Annotated in this window: 27 protein-coding genes; 12 read left to right on the forward strand and 15 right to left on the reverse strand. The window is 54.4% G+C overall.

Annotated features, from left to right (window positions below):
- Nucleotides 1-31: 31 nt before the first annotated feature.
- Nucleotides 32-3,574: a transcription-repair coupling factor gene (mfd, locus tag SIB42_RS11470; protein WP_067096937.1), complete on the reverse strand. Its 3,543-nt coding sequence runs from the start codon at nucleotides 3,572-3,574 to the stop codon at nucleotides 32-34.
- A 23-nt stretch (nucleotides 3,575-3,597) separates the two neighbouring features.
- Between mfd and SIB42_RS11475 the strand changes: the two genes are divergently transcribed.
- The 3 genes from SIB42_RS11475 to SIB42_RS11485 all read left to right on the forward strand — a co-directional run bounded on the left by SIB42_RS11475 (nucleotide 3,598) and on the right by SIB42_RS11485 (nucleotide 5,369).
- Entirely contained in the window at nucleotides 3,598-3,753 is a 156-nt protein-coding gene (locus tag SIB42_RS11475; RefSeq protein WP_413328004.1) for a hypothetical protein, read from the forward strand.
- 194 nt (nucleotides 3,754-3,947) lie between these two features.
- On the forward strand, nucleotides 3,948-4,538 hold the full coding sequence (locus SIB42_RS11480; protein WP_082825076.1) for a YqhA family protein: 591 nt from the start codon (nucleotides 3,948-3,950) through the stop codon (nucleotides 4,536-4,538).
- A gap of 525 nt (nucleotides 4,539-5,063) precedes the next feature.
- Nucleotides 5,064-5,369 (forward strand): hypothetical protein, encoded by a 306-nt coding sequence (locus SIB42_RS11485; protein WP_067096934.1) that lies wholly within the window; start codon nucleotides 5,064-5,066, stop codon nucleotides 5,367-5,369.
- A gap of 144 nt (nucleotides 5,370-5,513) precedes the next feature.
- On the opposite strand, the gene SIB42_RS11490 is transcribed toward SIB42_RS11485, so the two are convergent.
- Nucleotides 5,514-5,780 carry a hypothetical protein gene (locus tag SIB42_RS11490; protein ID WP_067096931.1) on the reverse strand — a complete coding sequence of 89 codons (267 nt, stop codon included), beginning with the start codon at nucleotides 5,778-5,780 and terminating at the stop codon, nucleotides 5,514-5,516.
- Nucleotides 5,781-5,890: 110 nt separating this feature from the next.
- Here SIB42_RS11490 and SIB42_RS11495 point away from each other — a divergent pair, with 110 nt between their 5' ends.
- Both SIB42_RS11495 and SIB42_RS11500 read left to right on the forward strand, forming a co-directional pair.
- A complete protein-coding gene (locus tag SIB42_RS11495; protein WP_231856457.1) occupies nucleotides 5,891-6,136 on the forward strand; it encodes a DUF1651 domain-containing protein in 246 nt (81 codons plus the stop codon).
- Nucleotides 6,137-6,599: 463 nt separating this feature from the next.
- On the forward strand, nucleotides 6,600-6,776 hold the full coding sequence (locus tag SIB42_RS11500) for a DUF1651 domain-containing protein (RefSeq protein ID WP_413328679.1): 177 nt from the start codon (nucleotides 6,600-6,602) through the stop codon (nucleotides 6,774-6,776).
- A gap of 88 nt (nucleotides 6,777-6,864) precedes the next feature.
- Here the strand turns inward: SIB42_RS11500 and SIB42_RS11505 are convergent, their stop codons facing one another.
- A complete protein-coding gene (locus tag SIB42_RS11505) occupies nucleotides 6,865-7,632 on the reverse strand; it encodes a DUF92 domain-containing protein (RefSeq protein ID WP_067097163.1) in 768 nt (255 codons plus the stop codon).
- An 84-nt stretch (nucleotides 7,633-7,716) separates the two neighbouring features.
- Here SIB42_RS11505 and SIB42_RS11510 point away from each other — a divergent pair, with 84 nt between their 5' ends.
- Nucleotides 7,717-8,250 carry a hypothetical protein gene (locus SIB42_RS11510; RefSeq protein WP_074160766.1) on the forward strand — a complete coding sequence of 178 codons (534 nt, stop codon included), beginning with the start codon at nucleotides 7,717-7,719 and terminating at the stop codon, nucleotides 8,248-8,250.
- 241 nt (nucleotides 8,251-8,491) lie between these two features.
- On the opposite strand, the gene SIB42_RS11515 is transcribed toward SIB42_RS11510, so the two are convergent.
- On the reverse strand, nucleotides 8,492-9,241 hold the full coding sequence (locus SIB42_RS11515) for a 16S rRNA (uracil(1498)-N(3))-methyltransferase (RefSeq protein ID WP_067097160.1): 750 nt from the start codon (nucleotides 9,239-9,241) through the stop codon (nucleotides 8,492-8,494).
- Nucleotides 9,242-9,249: 8 nt separating this feature from the next.
- Entirely contained in the window at nucleotides 9,250-9,699 is a 450-nt protein-coding gene (locus tag SIB42_RS11520; protein WP_067096925.1) for a DUF3531 family protein, read from the reverse strand.
- A gap of 92 nt (nucleotides 9,700-9,791) precedes the next feature.
- Here SIB42_RS11520 and SIB42_RS11525 point away from each other — a divergent pair, with 92 nt between their 5' ends.
- Together SIB42_RS11525 and hslO are read left to right on the forward strand one after the other, a co-directional pair.
- Nucleotides 9,792-10,424, forward strand: a complete 633-nt coding sequence (locus SIB42_RS11525) for an ABC transporter ATP-binding protein (RefSeq protein WP_067096920.1) — start codon at nucleotides 9,792-9,794, stop codon at nucleotides 10,422-10,424.
- A 21-nt stretch (nucleotides 10,425-10,445) separates the two neighbouring features.
- Nucleotides 10,446-11,366, forward strand: coding sequence for an Hsp33 family molecular chaperone HslO (gene hslO, locus SIB42_RS11530; RefSeq protein WP_067096917.1), 921 nt, complete (start codon nucleotides 10,446-10,448; stop codon nucleotides 11,364-11,366).
- Here the strand turns inward: hslO and SIB42_RS11535 are convergent.
- Together SIB42_RS11535 and SIB42_RS11540 are read right to left on the reverse strand one after the other, a co-directional pair.
- Complete coding sequence (locus SIB42_RS11535) at nucleotides 11,355-12,044, reverse strand: CPP1-like family protein (RefSeq protein ID WP_067096914.1); 690 nt, start codon at nucleotides 12,042-12,044, stop codon at nucleotides 11,355-11,357. The genes hslO and SIB42_RS11535 overlap by 12 nt on opposite strands.
- Nucleotides 12,045-12,119: 75 nt before the next feature.
- Nucleotides 12,120-12,365 (reverse strand): hypothetical protein, encoded by a 246-nt coding sequence (locus tag SIB42_RS11540; protein WP_067096911.1) that lies wholly within the window; start codon nucleotides 12,363-12,365, stop codon nucleotides 12,120-12,122.
- 375 nt (nucleotides 12,366-12,740) lie between these two features.
- Here SIB42_RS11540 and SIB42_RS11545 point away from each other — a divergent pair, with 375 nt between their 5' ends.
- The gene (locus SIB42_RS11545) at nucleotides 12,741-12,887 is read left to right on the forward strand and encodes a hypothetical protein (protein WP_156485240.1); all 147 of its coding nucleotides are present in this window, start codon (nucleotides 12,741-12,743) and stop codon (nucleotides 12,885-12,887) included.
- Between the two features lie 69 nt (nucleotides 12,888-12,956).
- On the opposite strand, the gene SIB42_RS11550 is transcribed toward SIB42_RS11545, so the two are convergent.
- Genes SIB42_RS11550 through SIB42_RS11560 form a run of 3 tightly spaced genes read right to left on the reverse strand, consistent with a single transcriptional unit; the run spans nucleotide 12,957 to nucleotide 17,529 of the window.
- The gene (locus SIB42_RS11550; RefSeq protein ID WP_067096908.1) at nucleotides 12,957-14,594 is read right to left on the reverse strand and encodes a peptide chain release factor 3; all 1,638 of its coding nucleotides are present in this window, start codon (nucleotides 14,592-14,594) and stop codon (nucleotides 12,957-12,959) included.
- Nucleotides 14,591-15,301, reverse strand: a complete 711-nt coding sequence (locus tag SIB42_RS11555; protein WP_369818462.1) for a class I SAM-dependent methyltransferase — start codon at nucleotides 15,299-15,301, stop codon at nucleotides 14,591-14,593. The genes SIB42_RS11550 and SIB42_RS11555 overlap by 4 nt, the downstream gene beginning before the upstream one ends.
- The gene (locus SIB42_RS11560) at nucleotides 15,301-17,529 is read right to left on the reverse strand and encodes a mechanosensitive ion channel family protein (protein ID WP_231856455.1); all 2,229 of its coding nucleotides are present in this window, start codon (nucleotides 17,527-17,529) and stop codon (nucleotides 15,301-15,303) included. Before SIB42_RS11560 ends, SIB42_RS11555 begins: the two co-directional genes overlap by 1 nt.
- Nucleotides 17,530-17,666: 137 nt before the next feature.
- Here SIB42_RS11560 and nrdJ point away from each other — a divergent pair, with 137 nt between their 5' ends.
- A complete protein-coding gene (gene nrdJ / locus SIB42_RS11565; RefSeq protein ID WP_067096905.1) occupies nucleotides 17,667-20,003 on the forward strand; it encodes a ribonucleoside-triphosphate reductase, adenosylcobalamin-dependent in 2,337 nt (778 codons plus the stop codon).
- Between the two features lie 892 nt (nucleotides 20,004-20,895).
- Here nrdJ and SIB42_RS11570 read toward each other — a convergent pair.
- Entirely contained in the window at nucleotides 20,896-21,075 is a 180-nt protein-coding gene (locus SIB42_RS11570; RefSeq protein WP_067096899.1) for a hypothetical protein, read from the reverse strand.
- A 1,472-nt stretch (nucleotides 21,076-22,547) separates the two neighbouring features.
- A complete protein-coding gene (locus SIB42_RS11575; RefSeq protein WP_067096891.1) occupies nucleotides 22,548-22,964 on the reverse strand; it encodes a hypothetical protein in 417 nt (138 codons plus the stop codon).
- A gap of 263 nt (nucleotides 22,965-23,227) precedes the next feature.
- Between SIB42_RS11575 and SIB42_RS11580 the strand changes: the two genes are divergently transcribed.
- Entirely contained in the window at nucleotides 23,228-23,671 is a 444-nt protein-coding gene (locus tag SIB42_RS11580) for a cupin domain-containing protein (RefSeq protein ID WP_067097151.1), read from the forward strand.
- A 189-nt stretch (nucleotides 23,672-23,860) separates the two neighbouring features.
- Here SIB42_RS11580 and SIB42_RS11585 read toward each other — a convergent pair whose 3' ends face one another.
- Nucleotides 23,861-24,082 (reverse strand): hypothetical protein, encoded by a 222-nt coding sequence (locus SIB42_RS11585; RefSeq protein ID WP_067096888.1) that lies wholly within the window; start codon nucleotides 24,080-24,082, stop codon nucleotides 23,861-23,863.
- 30 nt (nucleotides 24,083-24,112) lie between these two features.
- Here SIB42_RS11585 and SIB42_RS11590 point away from each other — a divergent pair, with 30 nt between their 5' ends.
- A complete protein-coding gene (locus tag SIB42_RS11590; RefSeq protein WP_156485238.1) occupies nucleotides 24,113-24,349 on the forward strand; it encodes a hypothetical protein in 237 nt (78 codons plus the stop codon).
- A 5-nt stretch (nucleotides 24,350-24,354) separates the two neighbouring features.
- On the opposite strand, the gene SIB42_RS11595 is transcribed toward SIB42_RS11590, so the two are convergent.
- Both SIB42_RS11595 and SIB42_RS11600 read right to left on the reverse strand, forming a co-directional pair.
- On the reverse strand, nucleotides 24,355-24,501 hold the full coding sequence (locus tag SIB42_RS11595; protein WP_197459914.1) for a hypothetical protein: 147 nt from the start codon (nucleotides 24,499-24,501) through the stop codon (nucleotides 24,355-24,357).
- Between the two features lie 493 nt (nucleotides 24,502-24,994).
- On the reverse strand, nucleotides 24,995-25,402 hold the full coding sequence (locus tag SIB42_RS11600) for a hypothetical protein (RefSeq protein ID WP_156485237.1): 408 nt from the start codon (nucleotides 25,400-25,402) through the stop codon (nucleotides 24,995-24,997).
- Between the last annotated feature and the right edge of the window lie 29 nt (nucleotides 25,403-25,431).

Genomic DNA, 25,431 nt, shown 5'->3' on the forward strand with positions numbered 1-25,431 from the left:
TTTGCCCGTTCGCCAGGATCAACGCGAAGGGTTAAACGCTGAGAACGGCCTCGTTACGGGCGGTTTGCTGTTTTTCGCGCTCATCGGCTGTGAGCCCTTCGGCATCAGGAATCTGAGCGGCCATCTGCTCAAGCCAGCTCTTGATTTCCTCAAGCTGCTTCTCCATCGGCAACACTCCCAGGCCTCTGGCCATCACCTTGGCCGTCGCACCAGCCCCGGGCTGATAGACAAGCCGACCATGTAAGTGCTGCGGCAACCCCTGGCGTAACAGGCGAAAAGCCGGCTCCTCCATCGGTGTCTCCAGGGCGATGTTCGGCTTCTCAGGACGGATGCGTGAAAAACCGCAACGTTTGGCCAAAAGCTTCAGATCCATGAGTTGGAGCAGCGACTGAACCGGTCCGGGCAGAGCGCCGTAGCGATCGGCCCAAATTGCTGCAAGTTCAACCAACGACTCGCTGCTGACACACTCTGCTGCCGATCGATAGGCCGCCATCTTCTCGTCGGCATCGGTGATCCAGTCAGCAGGAATGAACGCAGTGACCTGCAGATCCACCTGGGTATCGTCAACCGCAGGAATGTCCTGGCCCTGGATCTCGGCCAGGGATTCCTGAAGCATCTCCATGTAGAGATCAAATCCAATGGCTTCCATCTGCCCGCTCTGCTGCACTCCCAATAGGTTTCCAACCCCGCGGATCTCCATATCCCGCATCGCCAGCTGATAACCACTGCCCAGCTGGGCAAATTCCTGAATCGCCCTCAGTCGCTGCCGTGCCGCTTCACTGAGAGAGGCATTACCGGGATAAAACAACCAGGCATGGGCCTGGATGCCACTACGACCGACACGTCCTCGCAACTGATAAAGCTGCGCCAGTCCGAATCGATGGGCATCCTCAATCAGGATTGTGTTGACTCTGGGGATGTCGAGTCCGCTTTCCACGATCGTGGTGCAGAGCATCACATCCGCTTCACCGCCGTTGAAAGCCACCATGGCGCTCTCCAGCTCGCCCTCAGCCATTTGACCGTGCGCCACCAGTAGTCGCAGGCCAGGAAGCATCTGACGCAGCTGACCAGCCACATCTTCAATACCCTCGACCCTCGGGACCACGTAAAAGACTTGGCCTCCGCGATCAAGCTCCTGACGAATGGCACTGCGAACCGCCTCTTCATCGAGAGCGGCCAGATGGGTCTTGATCGGTCGGCGCAAGGGAGGGGGCGTGGTGATCAAGCTCATCTCACGCACTCCTGAAAGGCTCATGTAGAGCGTGCGCGGAATCGGCGTCGCCGAAAGAGTGAGCACGTCGACGTCCTTGCGCAGCGCCTTGATCTTTTCCTTTTGGTTGACACCGAAGCGCTGTTCTTCATCCACCACCAGCAGGCCGAGCTTGTCGAACACCGTGCTCTTGCTCAGCAGCTGATGCGTTCCCACAACGGCGTCGATGGTGCCTTTCTTAAGACCTTCAAGGATCGACTTCCGCTCGCTGGTGGTTCGGAAGCGATTGAGCAGAGCCACCTTGATGGGATAGGGCGCAAAACGCTCTGAAAGCGTTCGCCAATGCTGCTGGGCAAGCACTGTTGTGGGAGCCAACATCGCCACCTGTTTACCGGCCGTAATCGCCTTGAAGATGGCCCGGATCGCTACCTCGGTTTTGCCGAAGCCCACATCGCCGCAAACCAGGCGATCCATCGGTTGCGACTTCTCCATATCCCGCTTCACATCGACTGTGGCCTTGAGCTGATCCGGGGTTGGTTCATAAGGGAATGACTCCTCCAGCTCGTTCTGCCAAGGGCCGTCAACCGGAAACGCGAATCCAGGGGCCTGATGTCGCTCGGCGTAAAGCTTCACCAGGTCGAGCGCCACCTTGCGCAAGGCCTTTCCGGCACGTTCCTTGGCCTTGACCCAGGCCGAACCGCCCATCTTGCTGAGTTGGGGTGGAGCATCACTGTTGGCGCGATAACGACCAAGGCTGCCCAGCTGATCCGCCGCCACCCGCAGGATGCCGTCGGCGTACTGCACCACCAGGTAGTCACGCACCTCGCCGCTGATCGCCAACTTTTCCAGCTTCTGGAAACGGCCGATGCCGTGATTGCGATGCACCACGAAATCCCCAGGCTGCATTTTGTTGGGATCCACCGTGCGACTGGCTGCCTTGCGGCGGCGGCGCACATAGCCCGTGCTGGTGAGGGTTTGCTGCCCAAAAAACTCGCGGTCAGTGATGAGAGCGATCCGCCAGGCGGGAAGCTGCAGACCCTCGAGGTCAGCAGTGCCGCGTGTCTTCAAAGCAACAGGTGTTCCCTCTTCAATCAGACGCTCGATGGCAGGCGCATCGGCAGCATTGGGAACGAAACGACTGATGCAGTCATGCTCTTCGAGCAACGCAACAGCTCGACTGGGCTGGGCAGACAGCAGCCAAACGGCCTGTTTCTCCTTGCCGTAGCTCTTGATCAGTTCACCAAGCTTTCCGAACTGATTGGGATAGGCCGGCACAGGACGACTGTTGAGATCAAAAGCGTTGGGATGGTCATCACTTTCCTGCAACTCAGCCAGATCAAACCCTGGGAAAGCTTCAGCCAGCCCCATCGCCTCCTCGATGTCTCGATGCAGGATCGGCAACGGCAACGCCAGTTCGTCGTGATGCTCCCTGGCATGGTCCAGCCACTGGTCCCCATGGGAGCGGCCATGACGTCGCTCATCAATGGCCACAAAGCTGTTGGCCGGGAGATAGTCGAGAAGTGAGGCAGGCTGCTTCCAGGCCAGTCCAAGTAGGCGGCGCATGCCCTCGGGAGTCCCCCCTTCCAGCAATTCAGACAGGGATTCCTCACTGAGAAACTGATCGAGACCATCGGGCATGGCATCGCGCAGCTGTTCAGCGATCAAAGGACTGAAGCCTGTCGGGGTCAGCCTCAGACTTTCGATCGGGTCAAGGGAACGCTGGCTGGCGGGATCAAATTCACGCAGCTTGTCGAGCTCATCACCAAAGAACTCCAGACGCACCGGCAGTTCACTGCTGACTGGGAAAACATCAACGATGTCGCCACGGCGGCTCCAGGTACCTTCCTGATCGATGGTGGAAACCCGTTCATAACCAAGCTGGGCCAGGCTGGTGGCTAGATCCTCAAGGTCGACGCTGTCGCCTTTACGAAGGGTTCGACATCGATCAGATAAAGCCTGCGGCGATGGCAGATGCGGTTGAAGACAGCGCTCCGTGGCCACAATCGCCAGATCGCAGCTCTGTTGATCGAGCTGCAATTCACTGAGCACCTGCAACTGCCCCCAGGTGATTTCACTGGTGGGGTCAAACGGTTCATAGGGCGAACCTTCACTGGTGGGATAGAGCTGGGCACTGCGCCAGCCCATCAGGTCCAGAAGAGCCGTCCAGCGACCCGCCTCCTCAAGGGTCGGCACGACCACAAGCAGAGGCCGATCCTGTTGGCGCGCCAGCGCACTGGCCACAAGAGCCCTGGCCCCCCGACCACCTCCGCGGAGCAGGAGCCGGTCGGGGCGATCGATGCGTTCGCCGAGCTCACTGGTCAGCGCTGAGCACTGCAGCAGGCGCACCAGGGAGCTGAGGGGCATGGCAGGACCACTGACGGCAACTCATGATTGTCGCAATTCACAGTTCGCCACTGCGTGTATCAGCACGCGCTCTTCGGCCATGCCTCGATTCCGCTGCCCTGATTGCTGTTGTGGTCCTGCGGTCGTCCTGCACCCGCCGAAAGGGGCCCTGCCTGTTTGCTTCCGTTGCGGCACCGTGATGGAACGGCAGCCACTGGTGAAGCCCATTCCACTGGCTGTCTTTCTGACCGTGAGCTCAGCCCTTATAGGACTCTCCATACCAGCGCTTCTGGGCCCTCCACCTCCTTCCAGACCTCCGACATCGGAGAACCTCGCTTAAGTCATCCCTTCTCACCCAAACGACCAGACCAAGCGCCACCATGAAAAGCCGAGCATGAACCGATCGAGCCGCCTGGAGTGCAAATTTGAAGGGCTGATCTGGAAGTTCCGACTGATCACACTGATTCCCGTGGTGATGAGTCTGCTGGGGAGCATCAGCTGTTTTGTCATCGGCACCTACGCAGAGATCAGCGTTCTCAGAAAAGTCTTTCGAGGTGACTTCACCCACGACAACAGCACGCTGCTGATTGGGGAGGTGGTGGGAGGAATCGACTACTACCTCATCGGCATCGCCCTGCTGATTTTTGGCTATGGCATCTACGAGCTGGTGATTTCCGACATCGACCCGCTACAGAACGCTGAATCGTCTTCAAGACGCAATCTGCTGAACATCCAAGATCTCGATGGTCTGAAAAAGAAGCTCACCAAGGTGATCATTGTTGCCCTGATCGTGACGGCGTTCAAGGTGATATTGAGCTTTGAGGTGACCTCAATCACCGTACTGATTCAGTACTGCGCAGGTGTGCTGATGTTGGCGTTCATCTCCTACCTGATCGGGCGCACTGGCAAGCAATGGTCACCTGCCCATTCCTCCCCCTTGAGGATGCATCCGTTCATCCTCAAGAGTGATGTGAGCCAGCCATGAATCAGCGGACCTTGAAAGGGTTCCTGAGGAGGTGGGACGCAAATTGATAGGGAAATAATTTTATTAATAAATAACGGCTGCAAGCACCTTCAGCTTTTAATATTGCAAGCAAATGGTCTTGTGCTTTCACTGATTTTGATCACATTATTCTTAGTACTGCTTAAAAATGCAAAAAGCGTCAAGCTAACTCAACACAATCAAATCTTCAGCTTCAAGACTTAATCTTGCCTAGGCATCAATTGAGCCACGTCCTAACAGGAGTGAGCAATGAAAATAGCAATGCAAATCAAAGTAAACAACCGAGTACAGACAGTCATTAAGTGCACGCTATGTGGCACTACAACAAGCGTTAAAGCTGGTATTGATACAGAGACAGCCAAGGACTTGAACACAGGTAGTTGAGGCATTAGAGACACCAGTCACTCACTGAATAATTCTATCGGGCCTATGCAAGCAGAAGAACTTGTGCATTGAAGGCCTATCTAAACAGGAAGATGCTGTGATTTTCTGGCCTATAATCGACTGATGAGAAATCAATCAATCAAGACCCTTGCCTTGTTAGGCGGTCTTTTGCTAGCGACAACCACTGCCAAGGCTGAGAATCCATACGATCCAAACTCTTATTGGTTTGGATTCACTGCTGGAGCCGGTGCAACTCTTTGCCAGTCAGTCAAAGCAGGAATCATCTCCAAAGCAAACGGAGTGAGTGTCTTCGATGGGATACGTGAATCATTCGAAACAGACCCAAAGATAACCGAATTCAAAGATGATTTTCTAGTGGCCTTTCAGATATTAAAAAAGAGCCCCGACTGCAACGGTGTTATTGAATAAGCCCATTTCATCGGATCTGTAAAGCAGCCAGTTCTTCACGGATAAAATTAACGAGTAATAATTCGGTTGTCGGTAGTACCGCTTAATGCAATACGGCCACCCTCATGGGTGGGGCGTCATCAGATAAGCCCCGACTCCTTCTCGCTACTGCTTCTTGGATTTATCAGCCTCATTTAGTCTTTCGTCAGGCAGCGCCGGCTCGTTGTTCACCTCTGTGCCTGGTCCCGGTTCCAACCCAATGCCACCTGGATCTGGTTCAGGACTACTGAAGTCAACAACCCCAGCCACGCCATCTGAAGGAGTTCTGGTCTGGTAATCCCCACTGCCGTCCTGCGCCTTCAAAGGCAGTGGGGCGATGGCAACAGCAGAGGCCAGCAGCAGAGCAACAGTCAGAACAAGGGCTGAGGTCATCGCCCGAGCTAAGCGTATGACTCGAGTTTCTGCCAGCTGGAAAGCGAGCCAATTACTTGACGACCACCCCTCCCTGCGAGTAGTACAGCTGTACTTGCCAGTGATGAATGATGGACGGATGGCTTTCAGATCCAAAGGGCTGCTGGCGTGCTCGGTTCCACAGAGACCCGAATAGCACCTATGTCAGAGATCAAAGGGTGTTTCTGGACGACGGCAGGCCAATGCCTGATGGACCTGCTCTGCTCAAGACAAGAAGGGAGATGCGGTATGAAGATGCCGCGAGCCTTTGGTTCCAGTTGAAGAGTCTTGGGTGGACCGTCGCTGAGCCTGCTTGGAGAACTGATCTGGAGCCTTAAAAGTCTGGGGCTCGACCATCGTTGTGAACCTCGAAGCCTGACTCCTTGGCCTGTTCAATCTCTTCCAGGGAAATGACCTTCTAATTTTTGCCCTCTTCAGAGACACCCACGACAGTTGGCCCTTTCTTGAGGTCGGCAGCGGAAGGCTTAGGAGATTGAAGCCCAGGAATCCAGTTCTCTGGCATTGAAGTCAACCAAAACGGTGACCATTGCCAGGATGGTATTCAGAGGGGCGCTGAACTGCAGCTCTAGAAGTCAGCCAGGAAGTCCTTCCGGCCATCAACAGAGCTAGCGGGCTTCATGGTGGCCATTTGTCCCTCCAGGGCTTCTGCCCGCTCGGTGGACTTGACCGCCCAAACTCCAGCAGAAATTTCCAAGGCCCTATTACGTACCTGCAAGGACACTCAATGACCCCCATGCCCCCCTTCTGCTCCTACGGATCCAAGTTTGTGCCGTTCGCGATCTGTTCCGTGTCTTTCTCGGGGCGGTTGATGGCTGGCCATTGACATCGATGCCCGGTGGTCAGCCTGCTCTGCTCAAGACCCGACGGAAGATGAAATACGAGGACGCTTTGAGCCTTTGGCTCCACTCACAAGCTGTAGATGGACCCTTGCTGAGGCTGCTTGGCAGCAGCGCGTGAATGCATTCTGTAAGTGCAGCGGGTTCTTCACTCCTTAAAAATGACTGGTAATACTGGAGTCAGGACGACTAATTAGAAATACCAGATATCAGCCCGACACACCCAGAAGCCAAGCGAAAACGATCGCCAGTCCTGCCGCCCAGGCGGTCTGCAGACCATTAACCAGCTCATTGCTCAGCCAGGGCCAGCGGTCCTGGCCAAGAGCTCCCAACAAACTTTCCAGCAGTGTGGCGATGAAACCCACCACCAGCACAACAGCAAAGGCAGCTCCGGATTGAAGCAATCCAAGCAGAGCCATCACAACAGTCATCAGCAGACTGCCAACGGCACTGGCCAGGGTTCCTTCCACACTCACCGCACCCTCGGTCCCAGCGGGCACCGGCCTCAGGGTGGTGATCAGCAAGGTGGTCCGGCCCCAGCGCTTGCCGATCTCACTGCCGAAGGTGTCGGCCAGTTTGGCCGCAAAACTCGCGGAGAAGCCGATCAACAACAACATCGGCGAACCGATGCGAGCGGCGATCAGCAAAGCCAGCACAAGACCGGTGAAGGCCGAGCCCCAAACATTTTCTGGACCGCGACGACCGCCTCGCCCCTCGGCAAGACCAAGCTCCTGCTTCCTGGCAAAGCCAAGCTTGGTGACCAGCGAACCAAGCACGAGATACGCCACAACTGCCAACCAGCCGCGCCAAGCCAGCGAACCCCAGAGCGCCGTGCCAAGTATGCCTGCATGACACCAACCGGCGCGGGTGAGCAAAGGAAAGCGCTGAGCAAAACCGATCAAGAGCGCATTAACCAGGAGCGCGGTGAGCCACAGCGCAGCGGTTTGAGACGGGAGCTCAAAAGGCGTGAAAAACATCAGGCTGTGTTGCACTGCCCTAAGCATCAACGCTGACGGGCGCTTCGGCACGGATAATCAGCTTGACGATTTCCCCGCTCAGGCATGGTGCTGAACAGAAAGGGTTTCTTCCTTGAGCTGGGAGAGCAGGAACCGCAGGCGGCAGAGACAAAGCCTGAACCCAAGCCGGAGAAGGTCGAGACCGCTGCTGAGCCATCCCAGCCAGCAGCGGTCCCAGCTCCAGTTGCAGAGGCTGTCCCTGCCCCTGCTGCTGAGCCATCCCAGCCAGCAGCGGTCCCAGCTCCAGTTGCAGAGGCTGTCCCTGCCCCTGCTGTTGATCCAGCTCCTGCTCCTGCTCCTGCTCCTGTGGCCGTAGTTGCTGAAAGCCAAGCTGCAAGCAATCCCGATACCACTGCAAAGAGCAATGAAGACGCTCCGAAAGCCAAGCCATCTCTGACCACTGCAGAGGCCATCGCCGCAGAGCTAGCCGCCGCAGAAGCCGCTAAACCGGAGATTCAATTGACCACCTTTGCCCCAGATGCTCTCCAACCTGGCAACTCGATTCGTCCCGGCAAGCGTCGTCCAGGCAACAATCTGGCCGGCTTCCGCAGCATGGCCAGCGAGCTATTCCAGAGCTAAACGATCTGGGGCAGGCCTATATCAGGCACAATCCTGATCTGATCCATTGATGCGTCGTTCCATTAATGCTTCAGTGGACGATCACAGGCGTGACGCACCTTCTGCCCTAAGCAACATGAAACTTGCTCAGACTCTGGTCTGAGAGAGGCGCTTCAAAGCCCCTCCTCTGTGCAGATCACGCTGATGCAGCGCATGGGAGTGACCGGGAGACCTTTAATCGATGCCTGTAAGCGCCGGAGCCTCAGCACCTGAGCGTGCGCCAGTTACTGAGGCTGCTGATCCCAGCCACAGCAGCGGTGGAACTGCGCAGGATGGTGTCACCCAGAGACACAAAGATCCAGCCTGCTGCTTGTGCTGCAGCCAGTTCCTGCTGGCTCCACCCTCCCTCGGGTCCGATCGACAGCCAGATGGATCGATCCACTGAGGCCTGAGTCGCAAGCCATTCAGACAATCGAGGACTCTCCAACTCGCGAGCCACCGCAATCAAGCGCAGGTCGTGCGGCCCCGGTGTGTCCCACCACTCTGCGGCGGGACACAGTTCAGGCAGTTCAGGAGCCCAGAGCCGCTCGCACTGTTCAACGGCTTCCTGCAGGATCGAGCCCCAACGCTCCGGACGATAATCAGCCTGGGGAACGGAGTGTTGACAAGCCAGCGTCTGCAACCGATCCACACCCAACTCACAACCCATCCGCATCACGTCATCCATTCCTCGACGGATCAACGCAATGGCAAGGCCCAGTTTCGGCCTTGGGGAGATCACAGTCTGACTAGGCGCGTCGATCTCTGAGCACAACTCAAGTTGATGACCGTTCAAAAGACGAGCCACCCACAGGTTGCCCCGGCCATCGATGACATCCACCTGAGCACCTTGCTTCAGCCGCAGAACCTTGCGCAGGTAGCGCGATTCATGATCCTCAAGCACAAAGCGACGATGGTCATCCGCAGACTGCAACCTGCGGGAGGCGATCAGCAGGCGACGTCGTTCCGCCACGTCAACGCTCAACCCATGCCGGGGAACACACTGTCGGGATGGTCTTCCACAGGCCAGTCGTCATTCACGCCTCCGATCAACAGTTCCTCGAGCTGCACCACATCAGAATCAAGTTGTCGCAGGGCATTGATCAGAACATCGAGGGCAATCCCATCACTGGTGCCCAGATCAATCCAGCAACGGGCCCAGTCCTGCTGGTACTCCATCTGGCCCATGTTGTGCATCAGAGCCGGCATCACCCCGGTTGCCTCCTCGGTTTCGTAGCTCATCCAGCTGAGCTCATCGCCTTCTTCGTGAACCTGCAGGCTCTCGGCATTGAACCCGCCAAGACGTCCCAGCACATACCAACTGTCAAAGATGCCATCCACATAATTCCGTTCTCCCTGACTGGGAATCTCGCTGAATCGCAACCAGACCCAGCAATTGAAGGGATCAACCTCTCGGAAGCGAACGCGCATGACCCACCGCTGATCCCGTCATCATCGCCGTCGACGGAGCCATCGACCATGCTGGGGAGCCAAGGCAGCCCAGACCGGGGCATTCGATCGGAATGCTGGAACTCACAAATATCAACTACAAACCTGCAACGGCAGAACACTTGGTCTTGAACAGCATCCAGCTGAAGGCCGATCCAGGGCGCCCACTGCTGATATCCGGCGACAGCGGCAGTGGAAAGACCAGCCTGCTGGAGGTGATCAGTGGGATGGCCGGTGCTGACACCGGCAGCATCAGCTGGAAGGGGCAGCCACTCAATCAGCGCCAACGACGCTGGCTTTGCGGAGTGGTGTTTCAGTTTCCAGAGCGACACTTTCTGGGCTTGAGCGTCAACCAGGAACTGAAGCTGGGCCACAGGCGGCTAAGCAGCGAAGAGATGATTGCGGCGCTGCGAAAGGTCGGACTCAGCAGAGTGGATGGGCGTCAGGCTCCGGAGCGACTCAGCGGCGGACAGCAGCGGCGTCTGGCTCTGGCGGTGCAGCTGCTACGCAAGCCGGATGTACTTCTGCTCGACGAGCCCACAGCAGGACTCGACTGGTCAGTGCGTGCCGAAGTGCTTGAACTACTTGACCGGCTGAGCCAGGAGCGTTTGCTGATCGTGGTGACCCACGAGCCGGAACTATTCCAGGGCTGGAGCTGTGAGCACCTGCGCCTGCGCAATGGCCGACTGCATGCTCTGTCACCATGACGCCTGGATTGTTGTAGAGCCATGGCTGATCGGCTGGTCCGTGCCACCGCAGCAGGTGGGGGAATCAGGCTTGTGGCGGTAACCACCGGCGAAACCACTCGTACCGCCCAATCACGTCACGGACTCTCGTACCTAACAACCGTGATACTCGGCAGAGCCATGGGTGCGGGTCTACTGCTGGCCAGCTCCATGAAGGTTCAGCATGGTCGCGTCAACCTGCGACTGGGATCAGATGGCCCTCTCAAGGGCCTGACAGTGGATGCCGGCCGTGACGGAAGCGTGCGTGGTTTTGTCGGCAACCCTTCGCTTGAACTAGACCCGATCAGCGATTCAGCAGGACAAGCCAGTTTCGACTTCACCTCAGCAGCAGGAACGGGGTATCTGCATGTGGTGAGGGACGACGGCAAAGGCGAACCCTTCAGCAGCACAGTGGAGCTGGTGAGCGGAGGCATCGGGGAGGATGTCGCTTCCTATCTGCTCCACTCCGAACAGACACCCTCTGCGGTGTTCGTGGGCGAAACGATCAACAGCGAAGGATTGCAGAGCAGCGGAGGCTTGCTGGTTCAGGTGCTGCCGAAGGCCGCAGAAGAGCCAGCTCTGGTTGCTCTGCTCGAGGAGAGGTGCCGCGAGATTGAGCATTTCAGCCAGAAGCTGCACCGCTGCAGTGACCATCCGGAACAGTTGCTTCGGGAGGTTTTCCCAGATCTTGATCCTCAGCCCATCCCAAGCAGCGAACCGACGCAACCTGTGCAGTTCCATTGTCCCTGCAGCCGTAGAAGAAGCTTGGGCGCACTCATGTTGCTAGGCAAAGAAGAATTGCAGTCCATGCTGGAAGACGACAAGGGCGCAGAGCTCACCTGTCATTTCTGCAGCGAGGCTTATCGATTCAATGAATCAGAGCTGCAAAGCCTGATTGAGGGAATGATCGAATCAGGCGAATAATAGAGCTCCGGCAAGCAACAACAGCAGGGTGGGCAGTGCCTGCCATTGCTCCACACCCAGTGGCAGACCCGCCTGAACAGTGACAGTACTGAGCAATGCACCCAGAGCCAGGCCAACAACCAGAAGCAGGAGGGTCCAGCCAAGGGAGCCCAAGGGCCGACGGCCTCGCTTGACCTGACTGATGAACACCGCGATGGTTGACAGGGGCAGAAGCAGGTCGACCGTTTGGGGAGCCAGCAGCAAAAGCAGTAATGCCAAAGCTCCTGCGATGGAGCGCACCACAAGACCCTGACCTTGCACCAATTGCAGATCGGGCATAAAACCGGCACCACTCAGTGACGGCGCCGGCAATGACATGCCGCGTAAACGGGTGAGCAAAGCGGCAGGACCATTGCCACTACTGGGCACTCCTGCAGACACCTGTTGGCGTTCCACCTGTGAAGCAGAGGCGGCCGCCGAACTGAGACGGCCAGACTGTCGATCTCGTAGACGCTCCATCAGGACTGCGTCGTAAGCAGCCTCAACACGAGCGCGGGCAACTGCATCATCACCACAAGAGGCGACGACCCGATCTCTTGCTTTTTGAACGTCGTCAAATCCGGCGCCAGGAGTGACGCCGAGCATGGAATAGGGATCTTTTGGATCCGAATCCGAGCCTGGATCCAGCCCTGCAGCCATTGATATACAGAAATCTCTCTAGAGATTATCGAGAGACTCGCTCAAGCGAGCACAAACCTTGAATTCGGAAGCGACTCAGAACAGAGGTGGACCATGGCGAAATCCTTGCTGGCGCTCAAAACGGTGCCGAAAACGGGGCACATCGGCATTGAGTAAGACCTGACGGTGCTTGATCAGGGGCATTTGGGGAGGCTGATGATATCCCTCCAGAACCTCAACGTGATCGCAATGATCACGAAAACAGACGTAATCGGTACCGCCGTCATCACAAGGACGGAGCAGCCAGAGGGTGTCCACAGCAGACCGCTTAAGCGACAACATTCTGGCGATGAATTTGCTTGCCCGTGACTGAAAAGCTGTCGTGAGTGAATCTCAACATTTCAACAAGGATTGGGATTGAAGCCAACAACGGCTCCAATCAGATCTGAAGACAACTCTGAACTAGCTGGCGAGCAGCTTCGTGCAGACCAGCGCAGATTTTGCTGAGAACAGGGTTGGAGGAGCCTGCGACCAAGACCTACACATACACATTGACCAAGGCAGTTCTTCAATATTGATCAAGTTTTTTCTGGATAGGAACTGCAATTTTCATCCGCCAGAAAAACCATTGACTTCAGAGGTGCATTTCAAAGCAACAGGCCTCCAACTCAGACTCGTACAGATGAAACCGGGATTAAATCGTTGACGAGCCAATGCATGTCATTCATCAATAAACATAGACAAGGTTTATTGATGCTGACTGGTGAAATCAACCTCGGTCGCAAAGCCATTCGCTTGATTCCTGTTGGCTCAACGAATGAAGAAGGCGACGAGGGATCGGCTGAACAGCTTTTCCAGATTTGAAAACCAACAGAAAAGCTCTTCCAGCTTGAGAGGGCTTTTCCTCAGCTGATCAATCAGCGAGTTCTGTGATCAGAGACTGATCGGCTCAACTCCACTCACAACAGGAGCCACAGCATTGAGCTCAAGATCAGGATGCTCTTCATGAAGCTGATTGAGATTCCAGTCGTTTTTGAATAACAGAACCGGTCGATTCCATGCATCCCTCACGGTTTTGCAATTAAAAATCCGACCGACTTTCTCCAGCGACGACCAGCCACCAGTGACCCAACGAGCCACTTGATAGCTCAGTGGCTCCAAGCGAGTTTCGACACCGTATTCGTTCTGAAGACGATGCTGCACAACCTCAAGTTGCAGCTGACCGACGGCAGCAAGGATTGGATCCCTTTTACTTTCGTCATTGTCATAGAGGATCTGCACAGCTCCCTCTTCACGCAATTCATTGACCCCCTTACGGAAATTCTTGAATGCTGAGGGGTTGGGATTACGCAGCCAGCTGAAGATCTCTGGACTGAAACAGGGAATTCCCTCGTACTCCACCTTGGTTCCGGTGTAGAGCGTATCGCCAATTGAGAACATCCCGGGATTGTTCAGTCCAATCACGTCACCTGGGAACGCATCCTCCACAACCGCACGATCTTGTCCAAACAGTTTCTGTGGGCGTGACAAGCGAATGGCCTTGCCCGTGCGGGCATGACGGACTGTCATGTCTTTTTCAAAACGCCCGCTGCAGACACGGACAAAAGCGACCCGGTCTCTGTGACGAGGATCCATGTTGGCCTGCAGTTTGAACACGAAACCACTGAAATCAGGCCGCAACGGATCGACTGGACCGTCTTGCCCCTGACGCGCCACAGGCTTCTGAGCCATCTCCAGAAACGCATTCAGGAAGGGACGCACGCCGAAATTGGTCATCGCCGAACCAAAAAACACCGGCGTCAGCTCGCCGGCATGCACCAGCTCGAGATCAAGTTCAGCCCCTGCCGCTTCGAGCAGCTCCATCTCCTCAACCGCCTGCTCCAGCAGCTCGGGTTCCACAAGGTCTTTGAGATCAGGGTCATCCAAAGAGAGATGACGTTCTTCCGATTGGCGCCCACGTTCAGCACGACTGAACAGAATCACTTCGTGGGAACGACGATCAATCACTCCACGGAACTGCTCGCCACTGCCGATCGGCCAGTTCACGGCCCAAGGGGTGAGTTCCAGCTCCGATTCAATTTCATCGAGGAGTGCCAGAGGTTCCCGACCCGGTCGGTCCATCTTGTTGATGAACGTGAAGATAGGAATTTCCCGCATGCGACAAACCTCAAACAGCTTGCGGGTCTGCGGCTCAAGCCCCTTGGCCGCATCTTCAAGCATCACGGCGTTATCCGCTGCTGCCAAGGTCCGGTAGGTGTCTTCCGAGAAATCCTGGTGGCCGGGCGTATCCAGCAGATTGATGGTGTTACCCGTGTAATCGAACTGAAGAACAGTGGAGGTGATCGAAATACCCCGTTGCTTCTCAAGCTCCATCCAATCGGACGTGACCTTGCGCTGCTCACCACGGGCTTTCACCGCACCAGCCTGCTGAATCGCTCCCCCGTACAGCAGCAATTTCTCAGTCAGCGTGGTTTTACCCGCATCAGGGTGAGAAATAATCGCAAAATTGCGCCTTCGCGCCACCGCATCCAGCAGCTCACGTCCGTCCTGAAGTGCTGAATCGGTGCTCATGGTGTGCGTTGACCAGATCCAGCCTGACAGCCCGTGATCCAGCCACTCACCTCCAGGTAGCGATCTCCAACGGCAACCACCTGCAGATGCTGCAGAGCAGCAAGCAGCAACTGCGCTTTGACCTCCTCCAACGAGAAGGACGCATGCAGCGATGCCCTGTAATCCCGTTGCAGCACTAACGGAGCGTCAGCGACATGGCACTGACAAAGTCGATCAATACTTGCCTCGCTGTCCGGGCGACGAAGGTCGCGATGCAACACCAGGCAGTGAGGCGCTGCCAGTGGGATCAACGACGACCAAAGCTGATGAGGGTCGTGGAGGTGATGCAGCAAGCTATTGCTGACAATCAGATCCGCTGGTTGCTCCGCCTGGTGAATCGGCAGCAGAGCCTTCTCATAGCGAAGGCGCTCGCGCGACAAACCGGCTGCACGACGGCGATCATCCGCCACAGCAATCATCCGGTCAGCCGCATCGAATCCGAGCACTGAACACTTCGGCCATCGCTGGGCCAGACGAGCCGTAATATTTCCTGGTCCGCATCCGAGATCCAGCAAACGTGCTTGAGGCTTGAACGATGCGCCGGATGAGTGAAGCAACGTGGCAATTCGCTCGACCATCGCCTGGTCCGTTCCACTGAAATCTGCAGCTGCGTAGGCATCAACCTGCAGCGGGTCGTTCATCACTTCAGGTTCTGGAATGCGCAGCATCATTGATTTGATTCAGAGGAATGCAGCTCCAAGGTCTGTGTGGGGAAGGGGATCTCGATGCGATGCTGCGAGAGCACCTCAAGGATCCTGCGATTGAGGCGGTGCACACTGTTTTCAAAGTCGTCATGCATGGCGTGGCATGAACGGATCTCCAATTCATGGTCGTAGCTGAACGCTGAAATGCGCACGAGCCGACAGGCCTCGAAATCAAGTTGAGAATCTTCCGCCACCACTGATCGCATCAGCTCCGGAATGCGTTCCAACTGTTGAGGAGTTGTGCTGTAGGCAACACCCACCACAAGCTCACTGAGAGAAACCCGTTCCAGCAACTCTTCCAGGGCCACCAGCAGCGTTTCACGCACTTTCAAAAATGCTGTCCAACCGTGAAGTTCAACCATCACAAACACAATCAGTTGATTCGTGCCGTCTTCCAATGATTCGAGACTCACCACAGGTTCATGCAGTTCCACCTCCAACTGCAGCGTTTCAGATGCGGTAACCATGCGCCTGGCCTGACGCATCAGCTCATCCAGCTGAAACGGTGAGAGCGGATCACGAATCGGCAAGCGCAACTCAAGCCCTTGCACCGGCTGACGCTCCCAGCTGACACCGCGTCTTGAATAATTCACGATCGTGGCTTCATCCGCAACGGAATTGGGGATCGTGACGCGGCTTTCCAGCGTTTGCAGTTCCATTGAACGCAGGCCGATCTTGGTCACGAAGCCGAGATTGCCTCCGACTTCGCAGAATTCGCCAACCCGCAGAGGACGATCGGTTTGGATCGACAAACCAGCAAACAGGTTGCCGAGCAGCTTGGAAGCTCCGAGACCGATAGCGAGACCTGGTACGGCTGAAAAGGCCAGCACGGTGCTGGAAGGGAGACCCAGCAGGAGCAGCAGCCGATAAATCAGCACGACAGAAACCAATGCGCCGACAACGCGACTGATTGGCATCACCAGACTCGTGATCCTGCGCAATCGAATCGGAGACTCACCACCACGAACCCGTGCGAGGAACTCAGAGCTGCTTCGACCAACCGCTTCGAATAAAAAGAAGACGAGAACACTGGCCGAGAAATACCAGATCACATAAAAGGAATAGATGGCCACCACGAGTGGAAATCCCGTGAAATTGAGGAAGTTATCGATCAGCTGTTCAGTGGCATAAGTGAGAGGCAGCGCGGGCAGAACAATCAAAACCCGCTGCCAGGCCAAAGAATCGAGTTGAAAGATCAAGCGATCATTTTCGACTCGATGCGCGCCAGATTTATAAGTGTTGAACAGCATCCGCAGCAAGCGCAGATAGATGAACCCATAAACACCGATCAAGAGTGCTGCGCAAAAAACCTGAAAAAGCGTCTGATCACCGATTGGCCATTCGAACAAGCCACGCCAGCTCTTTGGAAGAGCCAGATACCAATCTGGTGGCACCAGATAGCCGGGAGTGTGGATGAAATCTGAGTAGAAACGTGGGGTGGCGAAAGGTTGTTGAATCTCTGGGATGGTTCGGATCTCGTCGTACATCGAGCGGATCGATGACACGGTTGACGCAGAGAAATAAAAACTTTCATTCTCCGGATCATCATCAAGATCCGAGGTAAGCGTGACTGCCGTTCCAGGAATACGCCATGAATTTGTCGGCGTTGAACGTCGGTCATTGAGCTCTTTCATCCTCTCCACATCGGGGACTTCAATCAACTGCCGGCTATGAGTGAACACATAATCGAGTACGTGCTTGAGCTGAATCGCTGCCTCATCGGCCATGTCATCGCGAACGCTCTTGGGAATTGAACTGGAATCCAGTGCCTTAACAGCCAGAGCGAACAACAAATTTGTGTCGTCAATCTGTTCCTGACGTGACTGTTCCTTGGCGGAAGATCTCTGACCAAGACGATCGGCCCTTAGACCAACATCCGCCATCACGGAATAAAAGTTCAGCAAGGTTGTTCGAGGGCTGTCGCCCACAACCTGATCAAGTACGACATCACTCCAGGTTTCGGAAGACTTCAGCAGCAGCGGATAAAACGGCTGATCTTCAATCGGAATTAAACCCTTAGAGGTCATGGGTTGCTGCTGAAAAGCCTCAGTGGCTTTCACATTCAGCAGAGGTGGGGCAATGCTCAAGGCCAATGCCACCAGACCAACCAGCAGAAATCTCAACGCACGCTTGAACGGTCGGGTCAATGCTCGCGTGAACAGTCGCCCCACCAGGCGCTGAGAACAAACCATCTACCTGCTGACGATGACTGATCGAAATGGTGGCAGTCCCTGCCCCCTCTTGACCAGCGACACTGCGGATAGTGCCACCAACCGGTTGCCACCCCCATTGCTGGCGTTAGTGTGCCTGAACTGACCCGCCCGACAACGTGACCCTGTCTCCAAGCCGCAGTGACACCCAGGACATCACTGAAACTCTGTCCAGCAACGGCAACTTCCCCGCCACAGCTCCTGCCGCCAACCCCGTTTTCTATCGGACATACAGCCGACGCAGCAGCTCCGGAAGAGAGAGTTGGAGTGAAGTTGGATCGCGAAATCTCAGCGGTTTACAGAAGCTCGGCGAGCTAACCGATGAAGAAGTGTCGCTGTTGGCCCGGATGCAGGCCAATCAAAAAGCTTTGCCTTCTGGTCGTTGGCTTTGGATCGGCGGCACCCCCTGGATCGAACGCCAAGAAAATTTTTCGGGTTCTTACAACTGCACATCCACCAATTTGGTGGATTGGGAAGCCTTCGGTCTGATGATGGACCTGGCGATGATGGGCTGCGGTACAGGCGCCATCATCGAACCGCACCTGATCGACCGACTGCCGGTGGTCACCAATCCGATTGAAGTGGTCAAGGTCACCGACATCGGCGTCACTCCGGCCGGCGAGCGCCAAGACTGCACCAGCCACATCATCGATGGAGACACCGTCTCGATACGTGTTGGCGACACCCGTCGGGGCTGGGTCGACAGCTATCAATTGCTGCTCAACCTCAGCAGTGATGAGCGTTTTGCAGGACGCACAATCAAAGTTGATGTTGATCTTTCCGACGTTCGACCTGTTGGCGAAACCCTCAAGGGCTTCGGGGGCATGGCCAATCCGGTCAAACTCAAGGATCTCTACGGACGTGTCGCCCGTCTTCTGGGCAAAGCCGTTGGGCGCAGGCTGACCTCGGTTGAATGCTGCCTACTGATTGATGAAGCTGCCGTCACCATCGTGGCCGGCAACATCCGTCGCAGCGCGGGCATGCGTCAGTTCGCGTTCAACGACACCAGCGCGGCCGGCGCTAAAGACAACCTCTGGCAGCAGGATTCAGATGGCAACTGGCGGATTGATCCCGAGCGTGACGCGCTGCGCATGGCCAATCACACCAGGGTTTATCACACCCGCCCCAGCCGTGAAGTGCTGTTAGAGGCGGTGACCCGCCAGTTCCACAGCGGTGAGGGAGCGATCCAGTTCGCGCCTGAAGCGATTGCTCGCTCCAATGCTGATCTTCTCTCTACACCTGAACTGCGTCGGGAATTCATCGACATCTATTGCGATCAAGGCAAAGAAGAGGCTGGTCGCTGGCTGAATCTTAATCACGGCCCAATTGCAGATGACGAACTCGAGCATCGACTCGGACGCTACGGGCTCAATCCCTGTGGGGAGATTCTCGGTGCCGACTTCCACTGCAACCTGGCAGAAGTTCATCTCAACCAGATCGACCCCAGCGATGACGAGGGTCAACGCGACGCCTTCAGAGCTGGTGCCTTGTCAGTGGCTTGCCTGCTGAACCATCAATTCGAAGTGGAACGCTATCGCCAAAGCCGCGCCTGGGATCCGATCGTTGGCGTGAGTTTCACAGGCCTGTTCGATTTCTTCGTGCACGCTTTCGGAACCCCCTGGCTGAAATGGTGGGAAGCCGGTCGCCCAGACACCGAGGAAGGCCAGGACTTCAAACGCCAGGAAGCGGAGTATCTCAGTCGCTGGAAAACAACCGTGAATGAAGCGGTTTGGGAATACTGCGACCGTCATGGACTGCGTCGTCCCAACCGCTGCACAACAGTGCAACCCGCCGGCACCAAAAGCCTGCTCACCGGTGCTGCCCCTGGCTGGCACCCCCCCAAGGCTCAGCGCTTCATCCGCCGCATCACCTTCGGAAAGAACGACCCAGTGGCCATGGCTTGCATGGACTACGGCTACACCGTGGTGCCATCTCAGTCCGACAAAGATGAGCAAGGTCGACTGCTGGATGATCCATTCGATCCCCGTTGCACCGAATGGCTGGTGGAAATTCCCACTGAAGTGAGTTGGGCGAATCTGCCCGGCGCGGATGCAGTAGACATCAACGCCTTCTCGGCCATGGCCCAGTTCGATTTCTACATGCAGGTTCAGACCCACTACACCGCTCACAACACCTCGGCAACAATCGAGTTCCGTGAACATGAAATCGAAGCTCTCACCGATGCACTGCACGGCACCATCGAACGTGGAGAGGGCTACATCTCAGCGGCCTTGCTGGCCCGTTTCGACGCCAACGCCACATTCCCTCGTCTTCCGTTCGAACCAATCGATGCCGCAACGTACGAACGGATGCAAACCGAAGTCATCCAACGACGCGTGAGCTCTGATTTCTTCGAGGCGCTGCAGCGCTACGACATGGGTGAAATAAGCGAAGCCGGCCCCGCCGGTTGCGATTCAGACAAGTGCCTCTTGCCTCTGGCCAAGCCCAACAGCTGAAATAAAGAAAGGAGTCATCCGGAGGTGACTCCTTTAAACTGCCTTGGCGAGTAACGAATCCACGAGCCCACTGCAGGCAAATAAAAACCCCACTCGTTAAGGCGGGGCCTTGCGTTGAAACGTCTTGGCTGGGTAGGTCGTACTGCCAGGACTTAATTGAGTCGATCGGCTCAGCTGAAGATTCCAACGCAGCTGAACATCACACCCAAAAAACACTTAATGCCGGAAAGGTCCAAAACAGACGCTTGATTGAAAGTAGCGACCTGCTCGACAATTCCTTTACCTGTCAAAGCTTCAACAGCTATCCAATACCCAGACCAAGCATTGCTGCACGCCCATTCAACTTTTCACTGAAAGACTTATAAGGGTCAGGCGTGTACTTAGTAGTTGCGTCGGACATAGGTAAAGAGCCTGTACACCAACATTAACTAGTGCAAAGCCCAGTGAGTCGTATCGCAGAAGACCTTCTCCTAGATGGAATCTCAGCTGAGTAGCGCACAGCAGTGAGCGCTAATACTTATAAGCAGTTAAAGAATAGCTGCTGTGATCAGACGCCCAGACCCTATCGTCATAAGGAACATCATCATGATCACTACATCCCAAGCTTTAGATTTAATAAAGTAGGGCACCGATATACTCATTGCCGACAAATGGATTATTACACCAGTCACTACATCAAGGTGCAGGGTTATGTAGTATGCAACAATAACTAATCCACTACCAATAATTCTCATTCGTTGCAGCAAGACCATCTTACTTATTTCATCAATTTTTGATTATTAAAAATTCTCGACGCCTAGTGCGGAAGTAATTCGTTAGGGATTACCGGCATCGACGAGTGATGTTGACTTAGGCGAGACCAACGCCTGAATTCATGAAAGGCAGCAGTAGATCAGAAGCCACGAACGCCCTCAATGCACTTAGCACTCGCTTTGGGTTGCCAACTCTGGATCACTCTGGAATTCTCCATGCACTGCTCCATGGAGGCTTGTGGAATCTTCTCCAGAGCAGCAGTGGTTCGATGAGCGCCGTAGGTTGCCCAGGTGATAACCAGCCAAGTGATGGATTCCATTTCAATACCAATAGCTGTTAGATCGTAAGAACGAATAACAGATCATTGTCCGGCTGGAACCGGAAAGTGCGAGCTGCGAAACCCACTACGCATATCCACTTTACATTCCGCAATGGCCCGCCTAACGTTTGCAAATCAGCAGAAGGCTGATGTGCGGCACCTCCGACCTCCTAGTCCTGATCGTCAGTTTCGGCACTGCTTGCTTCACGCTCAGTGATCGGCTGAGTGTCCAGGTTGAGATGGACAGTTCGGATTAAATCTCTGCGAGAGTAATGTCGCTCTAGGCGCGGTCAAAGACCATCGACAGCCTCGTAATTCTATCCATCAGCCTTGTTTTCCTGATGCTTATGGCGATCAGTTCGAAGCTCTACAGCCGCCAGACTGAAGGCTGAGATTTCACGCAGGCAGGAAGCTCAGCGGTTGACGTAAGCCTCCTTCTCTCGTTCAGGCGGTCTTCCAGCCACCTGACTTCTATATCGTTTCCCAGGCTTCGATGGCGTTATGGCGCAACATGCGTCTGACTACAGGCTGACCACCACCCCGTAGCAGTCGGGTCTCAACGACGACCCATTGAGCATGCGCAGTGGGCGAGTCATTCGTAAAGCTGCAAACCTTCCCTTACTGGGCGTTCACAAGCCAGCCGACACCGTGCTTCGGCACATGGCGATCAACATGTGGGCGGTCCTTGATCGGCAACTGGACACGATGGCGAAACCATCGCTGTTCGGCTGGCTGCATCCGTCAACCCAAACGGGGGAGTCAGGTGGGCGGAAGAGCACCTGAACGGGTGATGTGGATTCGATTGATTCCGGAGATGGTGAAGAAGTCCAGGAGGGATGACCTCCACTATTCACATCAAACAATATTTACTCAAATCGCAAAGTCTAAGAAGCAACAAGTTGTCGAGATTATCTCTGTTCTTGCAATTGGGGTTGGTATTTATTTCAGTAGCTTTGAGAGATATGGGAGATACATGTTTTGGAACCCTATTTTCGGTGCAAGCGAGGTGTCCTGCCCTTATGAATAATAATTCCGAAAGATCATTGATTCAGTTCCCGTCATTTATTCACTTCATACCAATGACAATCGCAACTACACAAACCACCCAGCCTTCCTTTTTTGAAAAGCAATTGAGCAAAGTCGCCTGGAAGAGAACTCTCATCATCGGCGCTGCTCCTGGAATTCTTGGTGCCGTTGGCAACTCTAGCGACATAAATAGTCCAGCTAGCCGCCGTTGGTTATAGCGGGGCCATGGTTGTTATGGCTTCAGGTGCCACCGTCGTCTGTGGCAAAACGTACTGATTCATGAGTTGATCCATTGTCGGGAAGCCTGAAGCCATGAAAGCGAGGCTGAAAGCTTTACAAGACCCGAAAGGGAAAAGCAGGGGGCGTTGAGTAGTCGCTATCGATCTCCCGAGAAAACAACCTCACACCAATCACACCCTGTCACGAGCGGGGTTTTTGTATTAGCCCTACATCTCAATGCTTTTATAGATCGAAGCATCGGGGAAAAGGGTTTTGTGGCTAGTGCAGAAGTCAGCAACGAATTGATTGACAAGCTTTGATTCCTCATTGTGATCTTCAAGAAGCCCCTCTTTAGTGGTATCAGTCGCAATCCATCCACTTACAACTTCTCCAGACTTGCAATCAATTATCAGTAATGAGGGCATACGCATGCTCCACTGAATGCCGCTGCCAGGATAGATAAATCCAACTGCAAACTCATAGCCTTTGCCTAGAAACTGATAAGAGGCGAACTGTTTTTTGCCTTCCCAGTTCAATGCGCCTCTGTGCCAATTTTCTGTTATATCCTTTTCTGACAACTGTGCATTTACGGGAATGGACAGGGCTGAAAGGAAAAGCGACAGGCCAAGTACCTTGATTAGCATCAGCTCAAAGCATTATTTATCACTTTAGTAGAATAGCCATTTGCGTCTATAGGCCATTGATCTCCTGACAAAAACCTCACATCAATCTCACCTCGCCAAGTGTGGGGTTTTTACTTCCACTACAGGCAAACAAAAAACCCACTCTTGAGAGCGCGTAATTGAGGTGTGGGGGTCAGACCATCAACGGCAACCACAGATGAGTCATCCACGCATGGCTCACAGCAGAAGTCTTTGCCATGATGAGTTGGTTATTCGGATTACTCATGAAGCGAGTTGCATTTACTCTTGTCATGCTTTTGGCGATACCTTTAAACGCAAGAGAGATTCATGCTCATGATGGACATGGTGCGGAGAAACTAGGTGTCAGCATTACAGAGCTAGTTAACTCATCAAAAGAATGGAATGGACAAGCACTCCCTAATTACCCAGCCGGTCAGGCTGAAATCAAAGTCTTGAGAATTAAGATTCCCTCGGGCGTGACACTTCCATGGCACTACCACCCCGTGATCAATTCAGCGGTGATCCTTAACGGCCGTTTAGAGCTTTATACAAAAGATGGGATGACAAAGTCATTTGGAGCAGGAGAAGCTCTGATCGAAGTTGTAAACACAGCTCATGCGGGAAAAGCAGTTGGTCCCGATGATGTTGACCTAGTGGTTTTCTATGCTGGAAGCAAAGGAATACCAACAACGGTCTTATCTAAATAACCGCCAAACTTTGCATAGTCACAATTGAGATAGTCACCATCTGTAGCGATGCGACGGGTGACTGGGGGATTCTCGCTGGTCAGCGCCCAGTGCACACATTCGATTAAGCGCCGTAATGGCAGCCACTGCGGCCGCGTATTGACCACAGTTCCCTGCCTTGCGGGCAATGTGTTCTACGCGTCCAACCTGCTAAAAGAGGAGATCACGCTGGTTAATTTCCTGATTATTAAACGCCTCCATCCAGTCTTTGTGGGCCTTGGCCACGACATCAGAAGCGTTTCGGCGGGAACACCGCCATGTTTCAGCAGTAATCGTAGTTAATTCACGAAGACCCATTCCGGCGTCAATCTGCCGGATCGCCCATTCATAGCGTTGCTTCTTCTCGCTGGCGGTGACTCTTTTCCGTGCCATGGCTACCTATGGAGCAGTGACTGACTGGTGATGAAGATCGGCGCCGCCACACGTTTTCTGTCCGTAGTTGCAGCAGTATTTCTCGGCATAACAGGACTTCATGAATGGAGCGCTCAAAGCGCTGAAATGGCCTCCTCGAACAACGAAACCAGCTCTACTGTCCTGGCCGTCAGAGCCCAAGGGAAGCTGAAAATTGGACTTGCCATTGGCTTTATTGCTCTCGCTTCCGCAGGCGTGAGTTTCGACAAAAATGGGAATCGCAACTGAGCGCATCACAGCAGTCCCGCGCCGATGAATGCCTCTTCTATCTCGCTCATAGCAGCGGGATCTAAATCCATTTCATCGATTGTGTTTTGCACAAGACGACGTGTGATCCCAAACCATTGCTTGCGTTTTGCTGACTTGGGCCAGTCATCCACGCCATCAAGCAGTGGAGTACTGGGGATAGCTCTTCTCTTCGGCTGGGCTAACCATGGCTCTGATGTTAGTTTTGAGAAAACTGCTATTGGGAGGAATTATTCGTATGAAGAGGTATCCACTTTTTTTTCTATTTATTGGAGCAGTGATAATTGGAGATAGCCCTTCTCATGCTTTATCTGCTAGGCAACAATACGATCTTTGCCGATCAGTTATGGAGAATCGACCATACAACCCAGGGATAGATGGGCCATACCCTAAACCTACAAATTCGATAGGTTATGGAGCCTATCCGCCTCCAGAGCAGAGGGGAATTTGGATTGACTGGAAGTGCTGGGAGATACCGGGCATCTACAATCCATTCTGAAAATATTACTTCCCCAACGACATAATCGTAGTTATGTCATTCAAGAGAGCTCACTTATCTCAGGCTATCACAGGCTCACCGTCATTATCACGATCCAGACAGGTATCCTTCTCTCAAACACTGTGAATTCAATAACAGCTGATTTGGGCTAGTTCAAAAGACTCAAAGTCTCCGTATGTATCGAACATTAAGAGTGATTTTTGACCCATTTTTAGATTTTCTAGCGTATCATTTGTGTAGCCAACACTATTGCCTGCGCTATCGATTTTAGTGACTTCACCGTAAAGATTTTCGCAGTCCTTATTAGCCACCACCTCCAGTTGTACGCATCGTCTATGGCTGCAGCTGTAGCTACCATCTGGACTCCACTTAACGGCTACATTGCGGTTGAATCTTGAGAAGCCTTCTGGAACCCAGGAGTTGTCCTCTGGTGGAGATGTGGATGGGCTGGAGGAGCCATCATCGCCATCTGTAGAACCAGCGGCAAGAACAGCAAATGTCAGCAACGGTAGTAGATGCGAGAGTAATTTTTTCATTTTCAAAATAAAAATACCTCGACAGAGTA

It is taken from the genome of Synechococcus sp. MIT S9508 (assembly GCF_047303045.1).
Taxonomy (GTDB): Bacteria; Cyanobacteriota; Cyanobacteriia; order PCC-6307; family Cyanobiaceae; genus Synechococcus_C.